The organism is Pirellulales bacterium (assembly GCA_036267355.1).
In the GTDB taxonomy this organism is placed as follows: Bacteria; Planctomycetota; Planctomycetia; order Pirellulales; family DATAWG01; genus DATAWG01.
On sequence record DATAWG010000079.1, the window covers coordinates 63,331 to 81,299 of the forward strand.

16 protein-coding genes and 1 tRNA gene are annotated in these 17,969 nt (G+C 61.0%); 13 read left to right on the plus strand and 4 right to left on the minus strand.

Going from position 1 to position 17,969, the window contains the following annotated elements:
* Positions 1-3: 3 nt before the first annotated feature.
* The 3 genes from VHX65_12685 to VHX65_12695 all read left to right on the plus strand — a co-directional run bounded on the left by VHX65_12685 (position 4) and on the right by VHX65_12695 (position 3,457).
* Positions 4-1,557, plus strand: a complete 1,554-nt coding sequence (locus VHX65_12685; GenBank protein HEX3999400.1) for a hypothetical protein — start codon at positions 4-6, stop codon at positions 1,555-1,557.
* Between the two features lie 361 nt (positions 1,558-1,918).
* A complete protein-coding gene (locus tag VHX65_12690) occupies positions 1,919-2,704 on the plus strand; it encodes an ATP-binding cassette domain-containing protein (GenBank protein ID HEX3999401.1) in 786 nt (261 codons plus the stop codon).
* Positions 2,705-2,710: 6 nt separating this feature from the next.
* Positions 2,711-3,457, plus strand: a complete 747-nt coding sequence (locus VHX65_12695) for an ABC transporter permease (GenBank protein ID HEX3999402.1) — start codon at positions 2,711-2,713, stop codon at positions 3,455-3,457.
* A 184-nt stretch (positions 3,458-3,641) separates the two neighbouring features.
* Here the strand turns inward: VHX65_12695 and VHX65_12700 are convergent, their stop codons facing one another.
* The 4 genes from VHX65_12700 to VHX65_12715 all read right to left on the minus strand — a co-directional run bounded on the left by VHX65_12700 (position 3,642) and on the right by VHX65_12715 (position 8,606).
* The gene (locus tag VHX65_12700) at positions 3,642-4,799 is read right to left on the minus strand and encodes a DUF1559 domain-containing protein (protein HEX3999403.1); all 1,158 of its coding nucleotides are present in this window, start codon (positions 4,797-4,799) and stop codon (positions 3,642-3,644) included.
* 609 nt (positions 4,800-5,408) lie between these two features.
* Positions 5,409-5,482: transfer RNA gene (locus VHX65_12705), tRNA-His, on the minus strand.
* A gap of 100 nt (positions 5,483-5,582) precedes the next feature.
* Complete coding sequence (locus tag VHX65_12710) at positions 5,583-6,776, minus strand: DoxX family protein (GenBank protein HEX3999404.1); 1,194 nt, start codon at positions 6,774-6,776, stop codon at positions 5,583-5,585.
* A 30-nt stretch (positions 6,777-6,806) separates the two neighbouring features.
* On the minus strand, positions 6,807-8,606 hold the full coding sequence (locus tag VHX65_12715; GenBank protein ID HEX3999405.1) for a class I SAM-dependent methyltransferase: 1,800 nt from the start codon (positions 8,604-8,606) through the stop codon (positions 6,807-6,809).
* 211 nt (positions 8,607-8,817) lie between these two features.
* Here VHX65_12715 and VHX65_12720 point away from each other — a divergent pair, with 211 nt between their 5' ends.
* From VHX65_12720 to VHX65_12765, 10 genes are all read left to right on the plus strand, one after another.
* Positions 8,818-9,231 (plus strand): DUF302 domain-containing protein, encoded by a 414-nt coding sequence (locus tag VHX65_12720; protein HEX3999406.1) that lies wholly within the window; start codon positions 8,818-8,820, stop codon positions 9,229-9,231.
* A 96-nt stretch (positions 9,232-9,327) separates the two neighbouring features.
* Positions 9,328-10,149: an alpha/beta hydrolase gene (locus VHX65_12725; protein HEX3999407.1), complete on the plus strand. Its 822-nt coding sequence runs from the start codon at positions 9,328-9,330 to the stop codon at positions 10,147-10,149.
* A gap of 68 nt (positions 10,150-10,217) precedes the next feature.
* On the plus strand, positions 10,218-10,967 hold the full coding sequence (locus VHX65_12730) for a glucose 1-dehydrogenase (protein ID HEX3999408.1): 750 nt from the start codon (positions 10,218-10,220) through the stop codon (positions 10,965-10,967).
* Positions 10,968-11,052: 85 nt separating this feature from the next.
* The gene (locus tag VHX65_12735; GenBank protein ID HEX3999409.1) at positions 11,053-11,577 is read left to right on the plus strand and encodes a DNA starvation/stationary phase protection protein; all 525 of its coding nucleotides are present in this window, start codon (positions 11,053-11,055) and stop codon (positions 11,575-11,577) included.
* Positions 11,578-11,596: 19 nt separating this feature from the next.
* Entirely contained in the window at positions 11,597-13,240 is a 1,644-nt protein-coding gene (locus VHX65_12740; protein HEX3999410.1) for an FAD-dependent oxidoreductase, read from the plus strand.
* Positions 13,241-13,395: 155 nt separating this feature from the next.
* Complete coding sequence (locus VHX65_12745) at positions 13,396-13,857, plus strand: type I restriction-modification system subunit M N-terminal domain-containing protein (protein ID HEX3999411.1); 462 nt, start codon at positions 13,396-13,398, stop codon at positions 13,855-13,857.
* A 329-nt stretch (positions 13,858-14,186) separates the two neighbouring features.
* Positions 14,187-14,771, plus strand: coding sequence for an RNA polymerase sigma factor (locus VHX65_12750; GenBank protein ID HEX3999412.1), 585 nt, complete (start codon positions 14,187-14,189; stop codon positions 14,769-14,771).
* A 145-nt stretch (positions 14,772-14,916) separates the two neighbouring features.
* On the plus strand, positions 14,917-15,399 hold the full coding sequence (locus VHX65_12755; protein ID HEX3999413.1) for a hypothetical protein: 483 nt from the start codon (positions 14,917-14,919) through the stop codon (positions 15,397-15,399).
* Positions 15,400-15,520: 121 nt separating this feature from the next.
* A complete protein-coding gene (locus VHX65_12760) occupies positions 15,521-16,429 on the plus strand; it encodes a hypothetical protein (protein ID HEX3999414.1) in 909 nt (302 codons plus the stop codon).
* Positions 16,426-17,969: DUF1549 and DUF1553 domain-containing protein (locus tag VHX65_12765; protein ID HEX3999415.1), on the plus strand; the 1,544-nt coding region annotated here is incomplete at its 3' end. The genes VHX65_12760 and VHX65_12765, both read left to right, overlap by 4 nt.

Here is a 17,969-nt window from a genome sequence, read left to right on the forward strand (position 1 = left end):
CTTGTGTCGGCAAATGCAGGCTGCGAGAATGCCCGCATTTCACAGCACGACTTTGACCGCGCCAGCCTTTTTGCCGCTGAGGTTCATCTGCTGTCTCCCGCCGAAGAACTTGGGCTCAGCGGTTTGAGCTTGGATAGCCAACTGCGCAGGGCTGTCCATGCGCTGCCGGCGAAAGCGATCGTCGATTTGATCCGCCGCACCGCGGAGGAATCGCGGCTGCGGCACCTCATCTATCAGCGGGATGGGGGCGAGGAACTCGTGCGCGTGCTGATTCGTCCCCTGGGGGTGATGCCCGAGCAGAGGGCCTATCTGCACTACGTGAATCTCACGGTTCTCAACGCGCTCAAGCGTCTGCCGGAACTCTATTTGGACGATCCGGAAATCCGCCGCATCGTGCCGTTGAGCGAGCCGGAGGAGCAGTGGCTCCGCGACACCTGGGGGCCGAGCCAGCGCGACAGCAATCCGGTCATCGGCCGGCTCGACGGTGTGATCGACCTCACCAGTCCGATGTGGAAAGACTCGTTGCGGCTGATCGAGCCCAATCTATGCGGCGTCGGCGGCATTCACATGAGCCCCATTGCCGAGCAACTGATCGCCGACTTGGTGTTGCCCATGTTGCAGCGGCAGAATCCGCAATTGCAGCTCGAGCTCGGCTCCGACTTGCGAGAGTTGTTCATTCAAGAACTGCTCGATCATCTCGAATCGCTCGGACGCAAAGGGCAGCACGTTTGTTTCATCGAAGCGAAATACTCGGCCATCGGCACCGACGAACAAACCCCGCTGGCCGAATACTACCTCCGCCGCCATGGTCTGAACGTCTTGCACGCCGACCCGGCGGAGCTCGATGTCCGCGACGGAGCGGTGTGGTACGAGGATAGCCCGATCGACATCGCCTACCGCGACTATGAAGTCCGCGATTTGATCGCATTGGAGCGCGACGAAGGGGTGAATATCGATGCGATGCGGCTGCTGTTTCGGGAGAATCGGATCGTTTCGTCGATGGCCGGCGACTTCGACCACAAAAGCGCCTGGGAGATTCTGACCGATCCGCGTCTCACGGGCCGATATTTCAACGCGGAAGAACGGCAAGTTTTTCGGCGCCACATTCTTTGGACTCGGCTCCTCTACGACCGCAAGACAACCTTGCCCGACGGCAAGCTCGGCGACCTGCTCGAGTTCGTGCGCGAAGATCGCGAGGTGCTCGTTCTCAAGCCGAATCGTTCGTATGGCGGCGATCGGGTGCTGCTCGGGCATCTGATGGATCAGGCCGAATGGGAGCGGGCCGTCGAAGCGGCGGTTCGCGATCCGGCAGCCTGGGTGGTGCAGCGGATGGCGCTGTTGCCGGTTTGCGAATTTCCGGTCGTCGCCAGCGACGGCGAGGTGCGGATCGAACCGTTTTATGTCGTGATGGGTTTCGCCCCAACGCATTATGGCCTTGCGATTATCGGCCGGGCTTCGCAAAAACAAGTCGTGAACGTCGCCCAGCGCGGCGGGATGTGTGCCGTGCTGGTCGGCCGGCCCGCCGGACGGTTGGTTGGACCTGGAGGGATGATTTAGCAGCCCTTTGCAGTATTGCCGTCGGGCGATTGCTTGCGTGCCGCTGGCTCTGCGAGTGTGGCACTGGCTCTGCGAGTGTGGCACTGGTCAGCGCAGTCGGCCAGTGCCGGCCGGCGGCTTGTGATTAAGGCCCTGCAAAAGCTGACGCGAATGCGTTTGGCCGACGGCGGCGATTGGAGAGGGATGGCGGAGTCTAGCGGCGCTCACACTGGCCGACTTCGCTGGCCAGTGGCACACTGGCTGGAGTGCTTGCACACTGCGATAAGACCAATGGGCGGAGCCAGTGGCACACGCAGATACGCTCGCGTCGAAATCGTTCAACTGGCTTTTCACATTGACCGTTGATTATTCAGAAACACCGATGATTCGCGCGCAAAACCTGGTCAAGACGTTTGGCGATTTCGTTGCGGTGCGGGATATTTCGTTCGCTGTCGAGCAAGCGGAGATTTTCGCCTTCTTGGGCCCCAACGGCGCGGGCAAGACCACGACGATCAAGATGCTCACGACCCTGCTCAAGCCGACGCGCGGCCGAGTCGAAATCGACGGGCTCGACCCCGCCCTCGAGCAAACCGAAGTCCGGAAGCGATTCGGCATCGTCTTTCAAGACCCCACGCTCGACGTCGAGCTGACGGCCTATGAAAACATGGACATGCACGGCATGCTCTACCGCGTTCCGAAAGCGATCCGCAAGCAGCGAATCGAAAAACTGCTGACGCTTTTCGAGTTGTGGAATCGGCGCGACGATTTCGTGAAGCGGTTTTCCGGCGGCATGCGCCGCCGCCTCGAGATCGCCCGCGGCTTGCTGCACACGCCCAAAATCCTGTTCCTCGACGAGCCGACGCTGGGCCTCGATCCGCAAACCCGCAACCAGCTTTGGAACCATGTGCGCACGCTGAACGACGAGGAACGCGTGACCGTATTCTTGACGACGCACTACATGGAAGAAGCCGAACGCGTCGCGCATCGCATCGCCATCATCGACCACGGGCGAATCATCGCGCAGGGCACGCCGGCGGAGTTGAAGCAGCAGACCGGAGCGGAAACGCTCGAACAAGCATTTTTAGCCCTCACCGGCTCGTCGATTCGCGACGAAGACGCCGGCTCGCTCGACCAGATGCGCACCATGGCCAAGTTGTGGAGACGGTAGCCTGAAATGAATGTCGTTTATGCTCTATGGCTTCGGCAGATCAAGCGCTACGTGCGTTCCCGGGCCCGCATGGTCGCGTCGCTCGGCCAACCGGTTCTGTTTCTGCTGGCCTTGGGTTTCGGCATGGGCCCCATCTTTCAGAAAGCCGGCCAGGGGAATTACATCCAATTTCTCGCCCCGGGCGTAATCGCCATGACAATCCTTTTCACGGCCGTTTTCTCGGGCATCGAACTGATCTGGGACCGGCAGTTCGGCTTCCTGAAAGAGACGCTGGTCGCGCCGGTGCCGCGGCTATTGATCATGACCGGCCGGGTCCTCGGCGGCGCGACGACTGCCGTAATTCAAGGGCTGATCGTCGTGGTCGTGTGCTTGATCGCGGGGTTGCACATTTCCGACCCGAGTGGCTTGCCGCTAGCGGCACTGTTCATGGCGCTGATTGCGGTGCTATTTACGGCACTCGGAACGGCGATCGCCTCGGTGATGACCGATTTTCAAGGCTTCCAATTGGTGATGAACTTTTTGGTGATGCCGATCTTCTTTCTCTCCGGCGCACTGTTTCCACTCACCAACTTGCCGAAGATGTTGAATCTGTTGGCGACGATCGATCCGCTGTCGTACGGCGTGGACGGACTGCGGGGTTCGTTGACGGGAGCGGTCCACTTCGGCGCGGCTACGGATCTGATCGTGCTGGCGGTCGTGGTGGCCTGCCTGATCGTGGCCGGAAGCTATTTGTTCTCGAAGATCGAGCTATGAGGCGGCGATCGGGCGATGAGCGAGGGCCGCTCGCAAGATAGGCTCCGCACCGCGGGCCTCCCTCGCTGACGCTTCCGCTTGGTGTTCGCGAGAAGCGCGAGCAGATGTGGCTCGGGCCTCGTGGCTCGGGTCCGAGCCGCCAACGGCTAGCCACGAATTCCCCTGCCCCAAACGCCCAAGCAACCTAATACGAGTTGCTGTCGATCGCAAAACCGTCGTTGGATAGACTCAACTTGTCCCAAACGCCGAGGCTGGATGAGCTGGTGCCCTTTTCGACGTTGTCGACGATGAAGTGTACGCTCCCGTCGCAAAAGGTCACGTTTACGCCTCCGGGATGCAGGCTGCGGGCGGTTTGCTGCCAATTGGGCCAATTACCGGTGGAACAAGCCATGTTCAGAACGATCAACTGGCTTTGGCTTCCCATCGCCGATTCGATGTCGGTGCAAGCGTCGACGTCGTCAGCCCATTGCTGTGTGCAGTTCGGGCCATTGTCGTCGCCGATATAGCCGTCGGCCCAAAGCGAACTGGGGCAGGCGCCGCTCATGGCCCAAACGCCGCGGCAATCGAACGAGGTGAGCCCGGCGCGGATCTCGCCTAACATGATCGTGTTGCTTGCTCCGTCTTTGATGTCGTCGACGCGCAGCGACATGTTCGCTCCCATGACACCGCAGACGAGGGGACCACGCCAATTGCTCGGATTGGCCCCGGCGTCGGCCGTCTCGCCGGTATAGTCCAAGAAGCCCAAGCCGCCGTTGACAGCATAATTGCCGCGCGCCCAGCCGTCTCCCATCTGATTCGTCAGGCCGTCGCTCGAACCGACAAACGGACTGCGGTTGTAGGGGTCCGACGGGCAGAGCATGAACGACAGCGTCGTGCCGCGAGCGAGCGGATCGCTTTGGGCATTTCCCGCTGGGCCGGTGCCGGTCGCCGTGCCGCCGATCGGTTGGATGATGACGCCCGCCGAATTGGTGACAAACGTCTGCCGCAGGGCCGCATTATCCAATTGCGGGAGAATGATGATCGCCCAATTTTCCCAACGATTCGGCGTGTTGCCCGCTTGACTGTCGAGCTGCGAGGAATCGAGGTTGCCGTTGTTTCGCCACACGGAACTTGGCGGAAAAATGCCGAACGCCGTGTGATACGCCAATAGCGCCAAGCCGATCTGTTTGCAATTGCTGGCGCACTGGATTCGATGGCCCGTTTCGCGAGCGGAAGTGACCGCCGGAAGGAGCAACGAAACAAGGATCGCGATGATCGTGATGACCACGAGAAGTTCGACGAGCGTGAAACCCCGGCGCAAAGACTGGCGACCGGAGCAATTTTGGCGGAACACGCGACTCATTTTCTCGCTCTGAAAATAATTGAAAACGCTTGACGAATCGATCGGCTTGCCGACGCGTGGCGACAATCAATCAAATGCACGCCAAAGAGGCCAACGGGAAGGGTGAAGGGCTCCGGAACCGCGGCGGGGCTGTCGGCAAATGCCGCAGTCGGAGCAAAGATGGTCGCTGTGCCGCCATGAACGCTCCATTCCCGATCGCATCGTTATGACCTATCGTAACGGTGCCGCCCGCCAAAGTATAGCTGACCACCGAATTGTGGAAACCAGCGTGCCAGGGGCCGGGCCGATATGGCTAATAGTGCGTCGCGTCGCAACCGGATGATGGCTTGCCAATGAGTCGATTCATCGGTTGCGGTCGCATCGCTTAAGCTCGGCCGAAAAACAACTTCTCCACAGACTTCTCTTCCCTTGCGGGAGCGGGCAGGGTGAGGGTTCGAAAAGCGGAAGTTATTTTTCGGCCGAGCCTTATGGGCGGCGGCTGGCGCCGCCGCCGCCACGCGCTGGCAGCCGGGCCGAAGTTGAGGCGGAAAGGTTTTCGGCCCCTAGCCGCCGGGGGCGCAGAGAAATAGGCCGGCGGGAATTCGCGCCCGACGGCCTTTGTTTCGCAAGGGTGGCTAACGAGACTTGAACTCGTAACCCCCAGATCCACAATCTGGTGCTCTAACCAGTTGAGCTATAGCCACCGTATTCGAGTGGCTGATTATAATGTCGTCCGTCGCCTCGGGCAATCGAGGCTTGCTGGGCCGAAAAAACGCGAGTGCGTCGAGTGGGATTGCCAAGCCCCTAGCCTTTTGCCGGAGCGGGGCCGACGGCGAGGCCTTTGGATTTTGCAAGTTGCTCGAAGCGGGCTCGGGCAAGTTTCCAGGTGGCTTCCTTGAGCGGCACCGCGCATGCCCCTTTGCCTTTGCACTCGTTGATACCCGCTGTCTTGGCGCAGCCCCCTTGCCCCTTGCAGTCGTTGAGGCCATTGCAAACATGGCTCTCCGCGATGGCACACGAGCCGCGGCCGGCGCAGGAATTATTATGGTTTTTGTCTTTGCCTTTGCAGGTGTTCAGCCCGCGGCAGACGTGGCTCGCGCTGGTCAACAGGAGATTGATATCGGTGCCCGGCGGCGGCGGATTTTTTTCGGCGAGATCGCTTTCGGCCGTGCTCGAATTGCTCGTGGCTGAGCCGGCTTTTGCCGCGGACGGTTCCGGCGGAGCTGCCGGTGTCGAGGGCGCTGACGGCGATCGCGTTGACGGCGATGGCGTTGTCGACGGCGGCGCTGTCGACGGCGGCGGTCCGACGGCGACGGCCGGCTTCTCGCCGTTCGGCGCCGGCTGTCGAGCGCGATTCACGAGGATGCCGGCCAACAGGCCCACGAATGCCGCCGCGCTCAGCTTTGCAAATTCACGCCGCTGGTGCGTGGCCGGTTCGACAACTTGCCCACCGTCATTCGAAGCCGAGGATCTCGCTCCGCCAAGCGCCTTGCCGGGCGCGGTCCGAGCCGACGGCTCTTCGGCCGGAATGCCGCCAAGAAAAATGCCGAACAGTCCGTCCATCGAAATCATGCCGGGCCCGAACATTAGAACGAGCAAGCAAGCCGCAAGATATGTGAACTCGGGCGCGGTGATGAATTCGTTGGCATTGGTGAACAAATGGCGGACCGCGTCACCGCTGCTGGCGATATAAGCGACCAGCATGTTGATCACCAGCGGCACTGCGGCGACTCGCGAAGCCAAGCCGATCACCAATAGCGCTCCGCAGACCAATTCCGCGCTGCCCGATAAAATCGTGTTGAACTTCGGCCAAAAAACTCCCAAGCTTTCGAAATACGCCACCGTTTGGCCGAGATTCACGAACTTGTTCCAGCCCGAGATGGCGAGGTGCGATCCCCAATACACGCGAACCACGCACAGAAGCAGGTCACCGGCGTACGACAGTCCCCGAACATAGGCCCGGTAAAATCGCCGGCTTGAAGCGAGCACATTGGGCATTTGCCTTTCTCCCCAGTGGATCGGCTTTTTTTAAGACCGAGCCGAGCACAATTCGTGCCGGGCGAATTCGGATTCCGGTCTAATCAGCAGTGCACTGCGAGCCAAATCGGCAATACAGTCTTCGACGCGGCGGGATAATATCCTGCGAACCTCCGCCGCATCGGTTACATGCGGGCCCGCCGACTGCAGCATCACTTCGCCGCTCAGCACTTTCGCCGCCAGCGAGTCGACAATTGCGGCGAGGTCGTGCCGCCCGTCGAGTTCAAGAAGCACCCGAGCGACCAATTCCCCGCCGAAATTGATGCGGCGGTGAAACAAATTGGTGACTTGGTGAGCCACTTTGTCGCCCATTGCGGCGCTCGGCAGGCTCGTCTCGCTCGGCGCCATTTCCGAGATGCTCCATCCCTTCGCGACTTGATAGCGGGCTACGGCGCTGGCGACAGGCTGCGCGGCGATCTCCGTCGCCAGCGGTGGCGCGAACGCGGATAGTTCGACAAGGTGGATTCCGAACCAGCGAATTACCATCCGAGCAAGCTGCTCGGCCAGCGACGGATTATTTGCCGCAGGAGGGACCGCATTCGCCCGCGGCGGCGGCGGCGCCAACGAAAGCCGCCGCTCGACTCGCTCAGCAAATTCGTCGAACCGCAACGGCTTTGGCTGCGCCGCGCAAAGCTCCAGCATTGCCGCTTTACCGACACGGTGGGCAATCGAAATCCGGCATTCATCGGTGCGAAACGTGATCGGCGAAGCATCTTCGAGCTTGAGCGCGTCGATCCGACATGCTGTCCATCCATTGTCGCCATCGGACGAGACCGCGACTGCCGACGAGGCGATCCATAAATCGCGCACCGCCTCGGGCACGAGACGATGTTCCACCGTAAGTTCGTCGCGGCACAACAATGTCGTCGCCAAGCCGCGGCCGTAGAGAAAATCGAGTTGCTGCTGAAAGTCGACGACGCCGCCATGCCGACGGAGTTGCTCGAGCCCGGCCGAGTCGATCCCGATTCCGAGCATATTGCTGAAATGGGCGTCGCCCAAATATTGCAGCCGATGAGAGGCCGCATCGGCCAGAAATTCGTGCAGCAACTGCGAATCGTTGTCGCGCTCCAATACGTCGTGGAGCATGATCGAATCGCGCTCGGCGAGCAGATTGGCCGCTTGCTCGCGGACGGTGGCGCGATAGGGATCGTCGCCCGCCGGTAGCATTTTCAACAGCGACTCCAAGAAGGCGCGATTCTTGGCCGCGAACGCCCGCGGATCCGATTCGCCGCGGGAATGGTAGAGACACATTTGCCGGGTTATTTCGCGCAGGTAGCCGCCCGGATAGCAGTTGTAACTGACGTAGGCGATTCCCTGCGGAGCGAGCAACCGGCGGCAGGCAGCCAGCAGAGCGTCTTTCACCGCATCAGAAACCCAGGAATAGATTCCATGGGCAATGATGTAGTCGAACGGTTCGAACCGCCGGGCCAGCGTTTCCGCGGCCGCGCAGATATCCATTTGCTCAAGAACGACATTCTTCAGGCCAAGATCGGCTACAAACGTCCGGCCATCGGCGATTTGCCGCTCCGCAAGATCGATCCCGACGAACATGCTGCCGGGCAGCCCGTAGGCCATCGGCACAAGATTGCTTCCTCCCGCGCAGCCGAGCTCCAACACTCGGCAGCGATCGACCGGGGCCGGCCGCAAGCCGAGCAATCGCCCAATGGTCGCCAAATGCGACGGGTGGGTGTAGGAGAACGCCAGCCGCGGATAGGGAACTTCGTCGTAGCTGGTGGCCAGCGGCGCCGGGCCGGCCGGAGGAACGGTCGAACTATTTGCGGCAAGGTTCATTCGAGCGAAATTGCGACCGGTTCTTCGCTTTGCCGCAACGCGGCCTAACAGGAATAAAATTTATTTTTTGCAATCCTACCAGTTGCCATGTCCACCTGCCACGCTCAACAATGCAGTGAGAGCCGATTGGCGAACGCTTCTCGCAACCTCGCCAGGCGGAATCGGCCTTTCGCCCATGGCTATGCCTTTCACGGTAGAAACGGAGGCCACGATGGATGCGATCGATTCTGCCATCGCCGATTTGGTGACGCTCGCCAGCGCTCACGATGCTTCTCGCACGGTCGAGCGGCTGAAGTCGCTGTTGAGCCAAAAGGGCATCCAGTTGTTCGCCGATATCGACCACGCCGCGGGGGCCCGGCAAGTGGGGCTGCTGCTACGACCGACCCGCGTGTTGATTTTCGGCAACCCCGCCGCCGGCACGCCGCTGATGCAAGACGAGCAAACCATCGGCCTCGATCTGCCGCTACGAATTCTGGTCTGGGAAGACGCCGACGGCAAAGCGTGGCTGACCTATCGGCAGTCGGAGTCGCTCGCCGAACTGCACCCTATCCACGGCCGCGACGGCACGCTCAAAGCGTTGAGCGCCGGCCTGAGCGCCTTGGCGCATGGGGCGGCAGGCCCCTAGCAATTAGCGCGAAATCGTAGAAACGCAAGGAGGCGGCTTGCGCGTTCGACCGTGTGGGTAACCATCTCTAGCCATTCACACAAGGAAGAAAAGCCCATGGCCAGGATCACGACCAAAGACGGCACGCAGATTTATTACAAGGATTGGGGATCCGGGCAGCCGGTGGTTTTCAGCCACGGCTGGCCGCTGAGCGCCGACGCGTTCGAAGACCAGATGTTTTATCTCGCCGCCCGCGGATACCGCTGCATCGCTCACGACCGTCGCGGCCACGGCCGATCGAGCCAACCTTGGGACGGCAACGACATGGACACGTATGCCGACGATTTGGCCGCCCTGGTCGAATCGCTCGACCTGAAGTCGGCGATTCACGTCGGCCATTCGACGGGAGGGGGCGAAGTGGCTCGCTATATCGGCCGGCATGGGACGCGTCGCGTCGCCAAGGCGGTGCTGATCGGCGCCGTGCCGCCGCTGATGCTGAAAACCGCCGCCAATCCCGGCGGCTTGCCGATCGATGCCTTCGATCAGATTCGCAGCGCCGTGGTCGCCGATCGCTCGAAATTCTGGAAGGATTTGAGCATGCCATTCTACGGCTACAATCGGCCGGGCGCGAAGATTTCCGAGGGTGTGCGCGATTCATTCTGGTTGCAGGGGATGATGGCCGGATTCCCTGCTTCGTATTTTTGCATCAAGGCATTTTCGGAAACCGATCTGACGGAAGATCTCAAACGGTTCGACATCCCCACGCTGATTTTGCATGGCGACGACGACCAGATTGTGCCGATCGGCGCTTCGGCGATGCTGTCGTCGAAACTTGTGAAAGGAGCGAAGCTCAAGGTCGTCCCCGGCGCACCGCACGGCATGTGCACGACATTGAAGGACCAGATCAACGAGGAATTGATCTCGTTTCTTTCCGCATAACGGCGATTGCCGCCCCGTCGCAATACAGTTGTGAAATGAAAATGTCAATTCTCCAGGAGGACAATCCCATGAATCGCTTGAAGAATAAAGTTGCCGTCGTCACCGGCGCTTCCAAAGGAATCGGAGCGGCGATTGCCGAGCATTTGGCGGCGGAAGGCGCGGCGGTCGTCGTAAACTACGCCAGCAGCAAGGCCGGGGCCGACGCCGTTGTCGAACGCATCGCCCGCAGCGATGGCCGGGCCGTTGCCGTGCAAGCCGACGTTGCAAATGCCGAGGATATTCGCCGCCTTTTCGCCGAGGCAAAGCGCGCCTTTGGCAAGCTCGATATTCTCGTCAACAATGCGGGGATCTACGAGCCGATGCCGCTGGAATCCATCACGCCCGAGCATTTCCACAAACAGTTCAATCTCAACGTGCTCGGCCTGATTCTGGCGACGCAAGAAGCCGTCAAGCATTTTGGAACCGGCGGCGGCGCGGTGGTGAATATCAGCTCGATCGTGGCAACGCTCGCCCCGCCGGGGCTTTCGGTCTATAGCGCCACCAAAGCTGCCGTAAACGCGATCACCAAATCGCTGGCGACCGAGCTCGGCCCACGGAAAATCCGCGTCAACGCCATCAACCCCGGCTTGATCGAAACCGAAGGGACCCATTCCGCCGGAATGGCCACCGGCGAATTTCGCAAGCAGTTCGAAGAGACGACGCCGCTGGGCCGCATCGGCCAGCCGCAAGACATCGCGCCGGCGGCCGTCTATCTGGCCTCCGATGAATCCGGCTGGATCACGGGCGAAACGCTGTATATCAGTGGCGGCCGGCGCTAACAGCCTGTTGAAATGTTTCGGCACGAGCCTACGTTCGTGTGCCACTCGCTGTAAACCACCACTCCCCACAACGAAAGGACAAGTCATGACGACCGCGCACGCTGCAACGAAAACCGAACGCGTGAATCCTGCTCTGGCGACGCCGACCGATCTTTCTCATAAAGGCGTCGCGGCGATCGCCGCCGAACTGCGCCCGCTGCTTGCCGATGTCTTTGCCCTCTACGTCAAGACCAAGAATTTTCATTGGCACATGAGCGGCCCCCATTTCCGCGACTATCACTTGCTGCTCGACGAGCATGCCGACCAGATTTTCGCCATGACCGACGACATCGCCGAGCGGGCTCGCAAGATCGGTGGTACCAGTCTGCGCTCGATCGGCGACATCGCTCGCCATCAGCGATTGAAAGACAACGACGACGAATTCGTCGCCCCCGACGAGATGCTGGCCGAATTGTCTCGCGACAACCAGCAGCTAACCCAAGCGCTGCGGGCCGTCCACGCCGTCTGCGATGAAAACAACGATGTCGCCACGGCCAGCCTGATCGAAAACTGGATCGACCAAACCGAGCGCCGCACCTGGTTCCTCTCGGAAACCGTCGGCCCGGACTGAGCAAGGAGCTTGTAAGCGAATGGCCCATGTAGAAGAAATCGCGTTTCCGCAGCTCAATAGCGCGGAATTGGCGATGGTTCGCTCGATGGCCGAAGCGCGCGACTACGCCGATGGCGACGTCGTGTTTCGGGCCGGCCAGGCGGAGATCGACCTGTACGTCGTCGAATCCGGCCGGATCGAAATCCAAAACCCGACCGACGACCATCGCGTGATCGTCGTCCATGAGGCCGGCGAATTCTCCGGCGACATCGACGTCATCACAGGCCGGCCGGTGATCGTGACCGCCGTGGCCCGCGGACCAACCCGCGCGCTTTGCCTTCCGCGCAGCCGGTTGCGAGCCCTGCTCAATCGTGTGCCGAGCCTCGGCGAAAAGTTGATCACGGCGTTCACCCGTCGGCGGGAATTGTTGTCGCGGATGGGCACGCTGGGGCTGCGCGTTGTCGGGCCAGGGCACTGCCGCGATACGAACATCGTTCGCGAGTTTCTCTACAAGAACTTCGTCCCGTTCACTTGGTACGACACGGAAACCGAGAAGGGGCAACTCGCCCTGGCCGCGCTCGGCTCGTCGCGAAAAACGCCCGCGATCGAATGCGGCGACGGCACCGTGCTCCTGAATCCAACGTTGCGCGAGCTGGCCGCCCAGGCCGGCATCTGGCGGCACTGCCCTTCGCGGGAAGTCGATCTGGCCATCGTGGGCGCGGGCCCGGCCGGCATCGCCGCCGCCGTCTACGCATCATCGGAAGGGATTTCAACCCTGATGCTCGATCGGCTCGGGCCGGGCGGGCAGGCGGGCGGTTCGTCGCGCATCGAAAACTTCATCGGCTTTCCGGCCGGTTTGAGCGGGGCCGATCTGGCGACGCGCGGCGTGTTGCAAATGCTCAAATTCGGCGCGCAGATCGTTGCCCCCGTCGCGGTCGAACAGCTCACGCCGGCGCGTTCGGTCGAAGAATTGCACACCCTCGATCTCGATTGCGGGGCAAAGATTCGCTGCCGCGTGGTGCTGCTGGCGATCGGCGTGCGCTGGCGAAAGCTGGAAGCCGCCGGGGCGGATCGCTTCGAAGGCGCCGGCATCTATTATGCCTGCACGACCGTCGAAGCCGATCTTTACGACCGCTCCGATGTCGCCGTGGTCGGGGCGGGCAACTCGGCCGGCCAGGCCGCCATGTTTTTGGCGGAATGCTGCCCCCAGCGCAATGTGCATTTGCTGATCCGCCGCAAGCTCGGGCCCGGCATGTCGGAATACCTTTCCGACCGGATCCGGGCCTCGCGAAACGTCGTCGTCCACGAGCAGACCGAAGTCGAAGCGATCCACGGCAATCGCCGAATGGAAGCCATCACCCTCCGGGACAACGCTTCCAAAACAACTCGCCAAGCGCCCTGCGCGGCGGTGTTCGTATTCATTGGCGCTGAACCGTCGGCCCAATGGCTGCCGCCGGAAATCGCCCGCGACGCCAATGGCTATCTATTGACGGGCACCGACGTCGTGCGATCCGGCTTATGGCCGCGGGCGGATCGCGATCCTTGTCCGCTTGAAACGACGGTGCCGGGCGTGTTGGCTGCCGGCGACATCCGCTCCGGCTCGACGAAGCGCGTCGGCTTCGCCGTCGGCGACGGCTCGCTGGCCGTCACCTGCGTCCACCGCCTGCTCACGATCAGCCGCTAGAAATTTCTGATCGCCGTGCCGGATCGATTCTTTGCGATGCAACCAATCGCCCGCCGTCTGGGCCTGGAAACGGCGCTGCCGACACCGTATTCTAGGCTGTCTGCCGGTACGGTGCGCCGGCGTACCACGAGCCGCCCGCGAATCCCACAGGCCCCATGTTCGAGCAAGCGTTCAAGAATATCGACGACGTGCTCCGGAAAGAGGCCGGTTGCACCACCGAGCTCGACTACACGGAACAAACCTCCTGGCTTCTCTTCCTTAAATACCTCGATAGCCTGGAGCAAGACCGCGCCGACGAAGCAGCTCTCGTCGGCAAGCGATATTCGTTCATTCTCGACAAGCTATATCGCTGGGAAAGCTGGGCCGCGCCCAAGGATAAGACCGGCCAGATCGACCACAACAAGGCCCAGACCGGCGACGATCTGTGCGACTTCGTCAACAAAAAGCTCTTCCCGCATCTCCACGGTTTCAAGCAAAAAGCGACCGGTCCGAACACGATCGAATACAAGATCGGCGAAATCTTCAGCGAAATCAAAAACAAGATCCACAGCGGCTACAACCTCCGCGAGATCATCGACCATATCGACGAATTGCAGTTCCGCTCGCAGCGCCGCTGACCCGCGAGGAGCGGGCGACGCATGCCAAAACGGCGATCGCTGCGCATTTCACGCCAAACAACAGGTATTTCTCGACTTCGTGCTGTCGCAGTATGTGAAAGTCGGCATACACGAGCTCGACAAGGAAAAGCTGTCGCCATTGCTCAAAGCTCAAATACGATAACGCCATTGCCGACGCCATCGCGGAGTTGGGCCGGCCCGAGGACATCGGCAAAGTCTTCGCCGGCTTCCAAAAATACCTCTATCAAGCCGCGGCCTAGCGGACTGGCCGCTAGCCAGCCGAGGGAAAGTTTGGGATTCTGCCTCACGAATCGTCCGCTGGGACGTTGATGTTGCTGGAACTTGGGCGAAGCGAGGCGAAATTGGACGAGGCCGGGCCACGCGACCGACTTGATCCGGGCGGTGGCGAACCGTTCCAGGCCTGGGTCGAACGGCATTGGTCGGCGGTCTGCCGGCTGTTGCACGGGCTCACCGCCCATTGCCACGACACCGAAGACCTCGCCCAAGAGACGTTTTTGCGGGCCTGGAAAACTCGCGGATCGTTTCGGCCCGGCAGCAACCAGCGGGCCTGGCTGCTGCGGATCGCCAGCAATGCGTTTTTTGATTTGCGGCGGCGACGCGAAGTTCGCCGCACTGAGTCGTTGGTGGCCGAACCGGCGGGATCGGCCGAGCATCCGGCCAAGAAATTGGAACAGGCCGAGCAAGTCGAGTTGTTGCGAGCGGCGATGGCGGAGTTGCCGGATACCACGCGATTGGTTTTTCACTTGCGGGCCGCGGAGGAATTGAGCTTTCGCGAAATCGCCGACATCGCCGAGGTTAGCGAGGAAGCGGCCCGGTGGCACATGGGCCAAGCCCGGCGAAAGCTTCTCGCCCGGCTGGGCAAGCTGCCGGTGAAGGCGAATCGCGGCAAGTGATAGCGCTGGCAGAGGGCTAACTTCGGACCAGTAGCAGGCTCGCCGCCGAATACTCGCCCGAAGCGCTGGCGAGGGCGGCGAGAGTTGAATTTGAACGGGACAATGGGCAAGGCGCAGTAACCTCTCTTCTCGAAAGGTCTTGATTATGGTTCGCCGCTGGATTTATGGAATTGGCGTTTTGGCATTTGGGCTTGTTGCGATTGTGGCTCTCGAATCGACCGCCTTTGCCAATAAGATTGCACGCACGGCGGTCATCGGCGAAAAGTCGACGGTCCTTCATGAACTGCGAACGGCCCATAAGCTACTGGTCGAGGCCGACCACGATTACGACGGCCATCGCGTCAAGGCCGCGGAAGAGGTGCATCGGGCGATCCGCGAATTGGAAGGGAAGCACAGCGAGAAAAGCACGGTAGCCGTCTCCGCCACGACGACCCCGGCGGTCAAGAAACATGCGAAGGTTCACGAGCCGAAGGCCAAGGAAGCGCAGGCCATGTCCGACGGACAATTGAGCAAAGCCCTGGGGATTTTGAAGACCGTGCAATCGCAAATTCCATCAAGTCATCCCAAGGCCGGCACCCAGGTTTCCGACGCGATTGCCAATCTCAACATGGCGCTCAGTATTAAGTAGCGATTGAGTTGGAACACTTGAGTGCCACTGTTGGCTCGTCCAGCAGTGTGACCCGCTGTGTGACGCTCACTGCTGTACAGGCCAGCAGTGGCACCCGAACCCTCACGCGTCGGACCGTTATATGCGATGTTCGGATGCTCAAAATTGGCTCTTCGAGGCGGCCGAACCGGCTCAAATGCCGGAAGGCGTGGCCGAGCATCTAGAGGTTTGCATGGCTTGCCGCGAAGTGGCCGAGCAGATCGAGCGGATCGAAGCCGATTGGCGTGCGATGCCGTTGCCGCCGAGTCTGCGAACGCCGAAGCACTATGATTTGAATCGGGCGGTTGCAAGCCCGGCAGATCGCGCTCCGCCGGTGCGTCCGCTTTGGGCCAAGGCGAGAGGGAGCAAACTTGTCCGCTGGGCGATTGCGGCGGCCGCCGTGCTTGCGATCGGGGTGGGAGTATATCTGGCGCTGCCCCGGTCGCTGCTCGATCCGAAGGCCCGCACCGCTCCGGACTTGTTCGATCGGCTGTTGGATTGGAACGTCGCGCTGGCGGAGGTGCCGGAGTTCGATCGGGAAAGGATCTATTTGGCGTCGGTCGATCAATTGCGGACCGAGGCCGCTTCCCCGGCAGTTTCGCCTGACGAGGCCGAATTTGCCAAAACGCTGTTGGACAACGCCGATTGGCTCACCAAGCACGCCGACCAAATCGCCGCGACCGAACGGCTTTCCGCCGTGGCAGATAAGCTGTTGATGCGAATCCAGCACACGGCCAAGTACGGCAAGCAAACCAAACTCCGCAATTTCACCCGGCACTACGCCAGGGTCGATCGCGTGATTCAAGCGACCCTCGAGCAAGCCAAGGTCAACGATTCGCCGTCGTCGGAAGTGCGGCATCGGCTATCGGCGCTCGTGGAAGGCGATCAACACCGGCACGACGCGTTGAAGTTGCTGCTCGCCTCGGTCTCCAAATCGGAGCAAACCGTGATCCGTGGCGCGCTGGAAGCCGGCAACCGAGCGAATGCGCACAAAGCTAAGAAACCGGAATGAAAAGTAATCCGACGGAGAGACATGCCGTGTTGAAGATTTGCTGCTGTTCCGTGGCGGTCGTGCTGGCGATTTTCGGCGGTATTCTTTCGGCTGCCAGGCCCGGCAAGCACCAGCAGCCCGCGGCGGCCAAACCGGCGAAACCGGTTGCCAATCCGTCCGACCTCCGCGATTGGACGACGGTTGCCGCGGCCGTCGACCACGAGATCTCGGCGGCACTGGTCGAAGCCAAGATTCCCGAATCGCTTCCGGCCAGCGACAACGAATTCATCCGCCGCGCGACGTTGGACATCGTCGGCCGGATTCCCACCGCCCAGCGGGCAGCGGCGTTTGCAGGCGACAAATCACCCAACAAGCGGCAAAAATTGATCGACGAACTGCTGGCCGGTCCCAATTACGGCACGAACTTCGGCACGATCTGGTATCACCTGCTGGTGACCCCCAACGACGACAATCGCAAGCTCATTCGTCATTCGTTTGCCGATTGGTTGGCCGATGAGTTCAACCGGAATCGCGGCTGGAACCAGATTGTCCGTGATATTCTGACGGCCAGCGGCGATCGAAATGGCAACCCGGCCACGGTGTTCTGGTTCGGCAGCGCGGTGCTTGAAGACAAGCAGGAGAAGCTCAAGCCGCAAGCGGCGCTGGCGACGGCCACGCATCGGTTCTTGGGCGTGCAATATCAATGTGCCGAATGCCACAACCATCCCTTCACCGGTTTCAAGCAGACCGACTTCTGGTCGATGGTGGCATTCTTCGGCAAAGTCGATTTTGCTCATGCCAAGAAGAAAGCGTTGAAAAAGGGAAACGGCGATCCGGCGGTGCGCGAAGGCGCGGCCGGCGACGGCGCGATCGAAATCCCGGAAAAGGCGGGCCTCACCGTAACGGCGAAATTTCCCGACGGACCAGCGTTCGCCGCGGATGGCCAGCCGCTGCGGGTGCAATTTGCCGATTGGTGCACGTCGAGCGACAACTACGAATTCCCGCGCGCGGCCGTCAACCGGCTGTGGGCCCATTTTTTCGGCCGCGGCATCGTCGATCCGGTCGACGATTTTCGCCAGGGAAATGAGCCGTCGCATCCCGAATTGCTCCGCTTGCTGGCCGAGGAGTTCAGAGCCTCGGGCTACGATCGCAAGCACATGATCCGCTGCATCTGCAATTCGCAGGCCTATCAACGCTCGAGCGAAACGGTCGAAGCCAACGAGAGCGATGAAAAACTGTTCAGCCACATGGCTCTCAAAACCATGAGCGCCGAGGTGCTGCTCAATTCGCTTTCGACCGCGCTTGGGCATAAGGCGGTGGAAGGGGAACCGTATGCCCGCGAAGGCAAGAAGGCGAATAAGAACCCGGCGGGGATGTTCTTGCAACAGTTCGACACGACGGACGAACCGGATTTGCCCGACTATGGCCATGGCGTGCCGCAGGTGCTGCGATTGATGAACGGCGGCGATTTTGACAAATCGTGCCCCACGCTGGACGGGCTCTTGGAAAGCAGCCACGGAAATTCGGCCCGGATCATCGAGGGGCTTTACTGGGCGGCGCT

Coding starts and splice junctions, on each gene's coding strand:
- VHX65_12735 (HEX3999409.1), top strand. CDS start 11,053: ATGACGACCGCGCACGCTGCAACGAAAACCGAACGCGTGAATCCTGCT.
- VHX65_12755 (HEX3999413.1), top strand. CDS start 14,917: ATGGTTCGCCGCTGGATTTATGGAATTGGCGTTTTGGCATTTGGGCTT.
- VHX65_12700 (HEX3999403.1), bottom strand. CDS start 4,799: ATGAGTCGCGTGTTCCGCCAAAATTGCTCCGGTCGCCAGTCTTTGCGC.
- VHX65_12760 (HEX3999414.1), top strand. CDS start 15,521: ATGCGATGTTCGGATGCTCAAAATTGGCTCTTCGAGGCGGCCGAACCG.
- VHX65_12745 (HEX3999411.1), top strand. CDS start 13,396: ATGTTCGAGCAAGCGTTCAAGAATATCGACGACGTGCTCCGGAAAGAG.
- VHX65_12695 (HEX3999402.1), top strand. CDS start 2,711: ATGAATGTCGTTTATGCTCTATGGCTTCGGCAGATCAAGCGCTACGTG.
- VHX65_12690 (HEX3999401.1), top strand. CDS start 1,919: ATGATTCGCGCGCAAAACCTGGTCAAGACGTTTGGCGATTTCGTTGCG.
- VHX65_12720 (HEX3999406.1), top strand. CDS start 8,818: ATGGATGCGATCGATTCTGCCATCGCCGATTTGGTGACGCTCGCCAGC.
- VHX65_12730 (HEX3999408.1), top strand. CDS start 10,218: ATGAATCGCTTGAAGAATAAAGTTGCCGTCGTCACCGGCGCTTCCAAA.
- VHX65_12740 (HEX3999410.1), top strand. CDS start 11,597: ATGGCCCATGTAGAAGAAATCGCGTTTCCGCAGCTCAATAGCGCGGAA.
- VHX65_12710 (HEX3999404.1), bottom strand. CDS start 6,776: ATGCCCAATGTGCTCGCTTCAAGCCGGCGATTTTACCGGGCCTATGTT.
- VHX65_12750 (HEX3999412.1), top strand. CDS start 14,187: ATGTTGCTGGAACTTGGGCGAAGCGAGGCGAAATTGGACGAGGCCGGG.
- VHX65_12725 (HEX3999407.1), top strand. CDS start 9,328: ATGGCCAGGATCACGACCAAAGACGGCACGCAGATTTATTACAAGGAT.
- VHX65_12715 (HEX3999405.1), bottom strand. CDS start 8,606: ATGAACCTTGCCGCAAATAGTTCGACCGTTCCTCCGGCCGGCCCGGCG.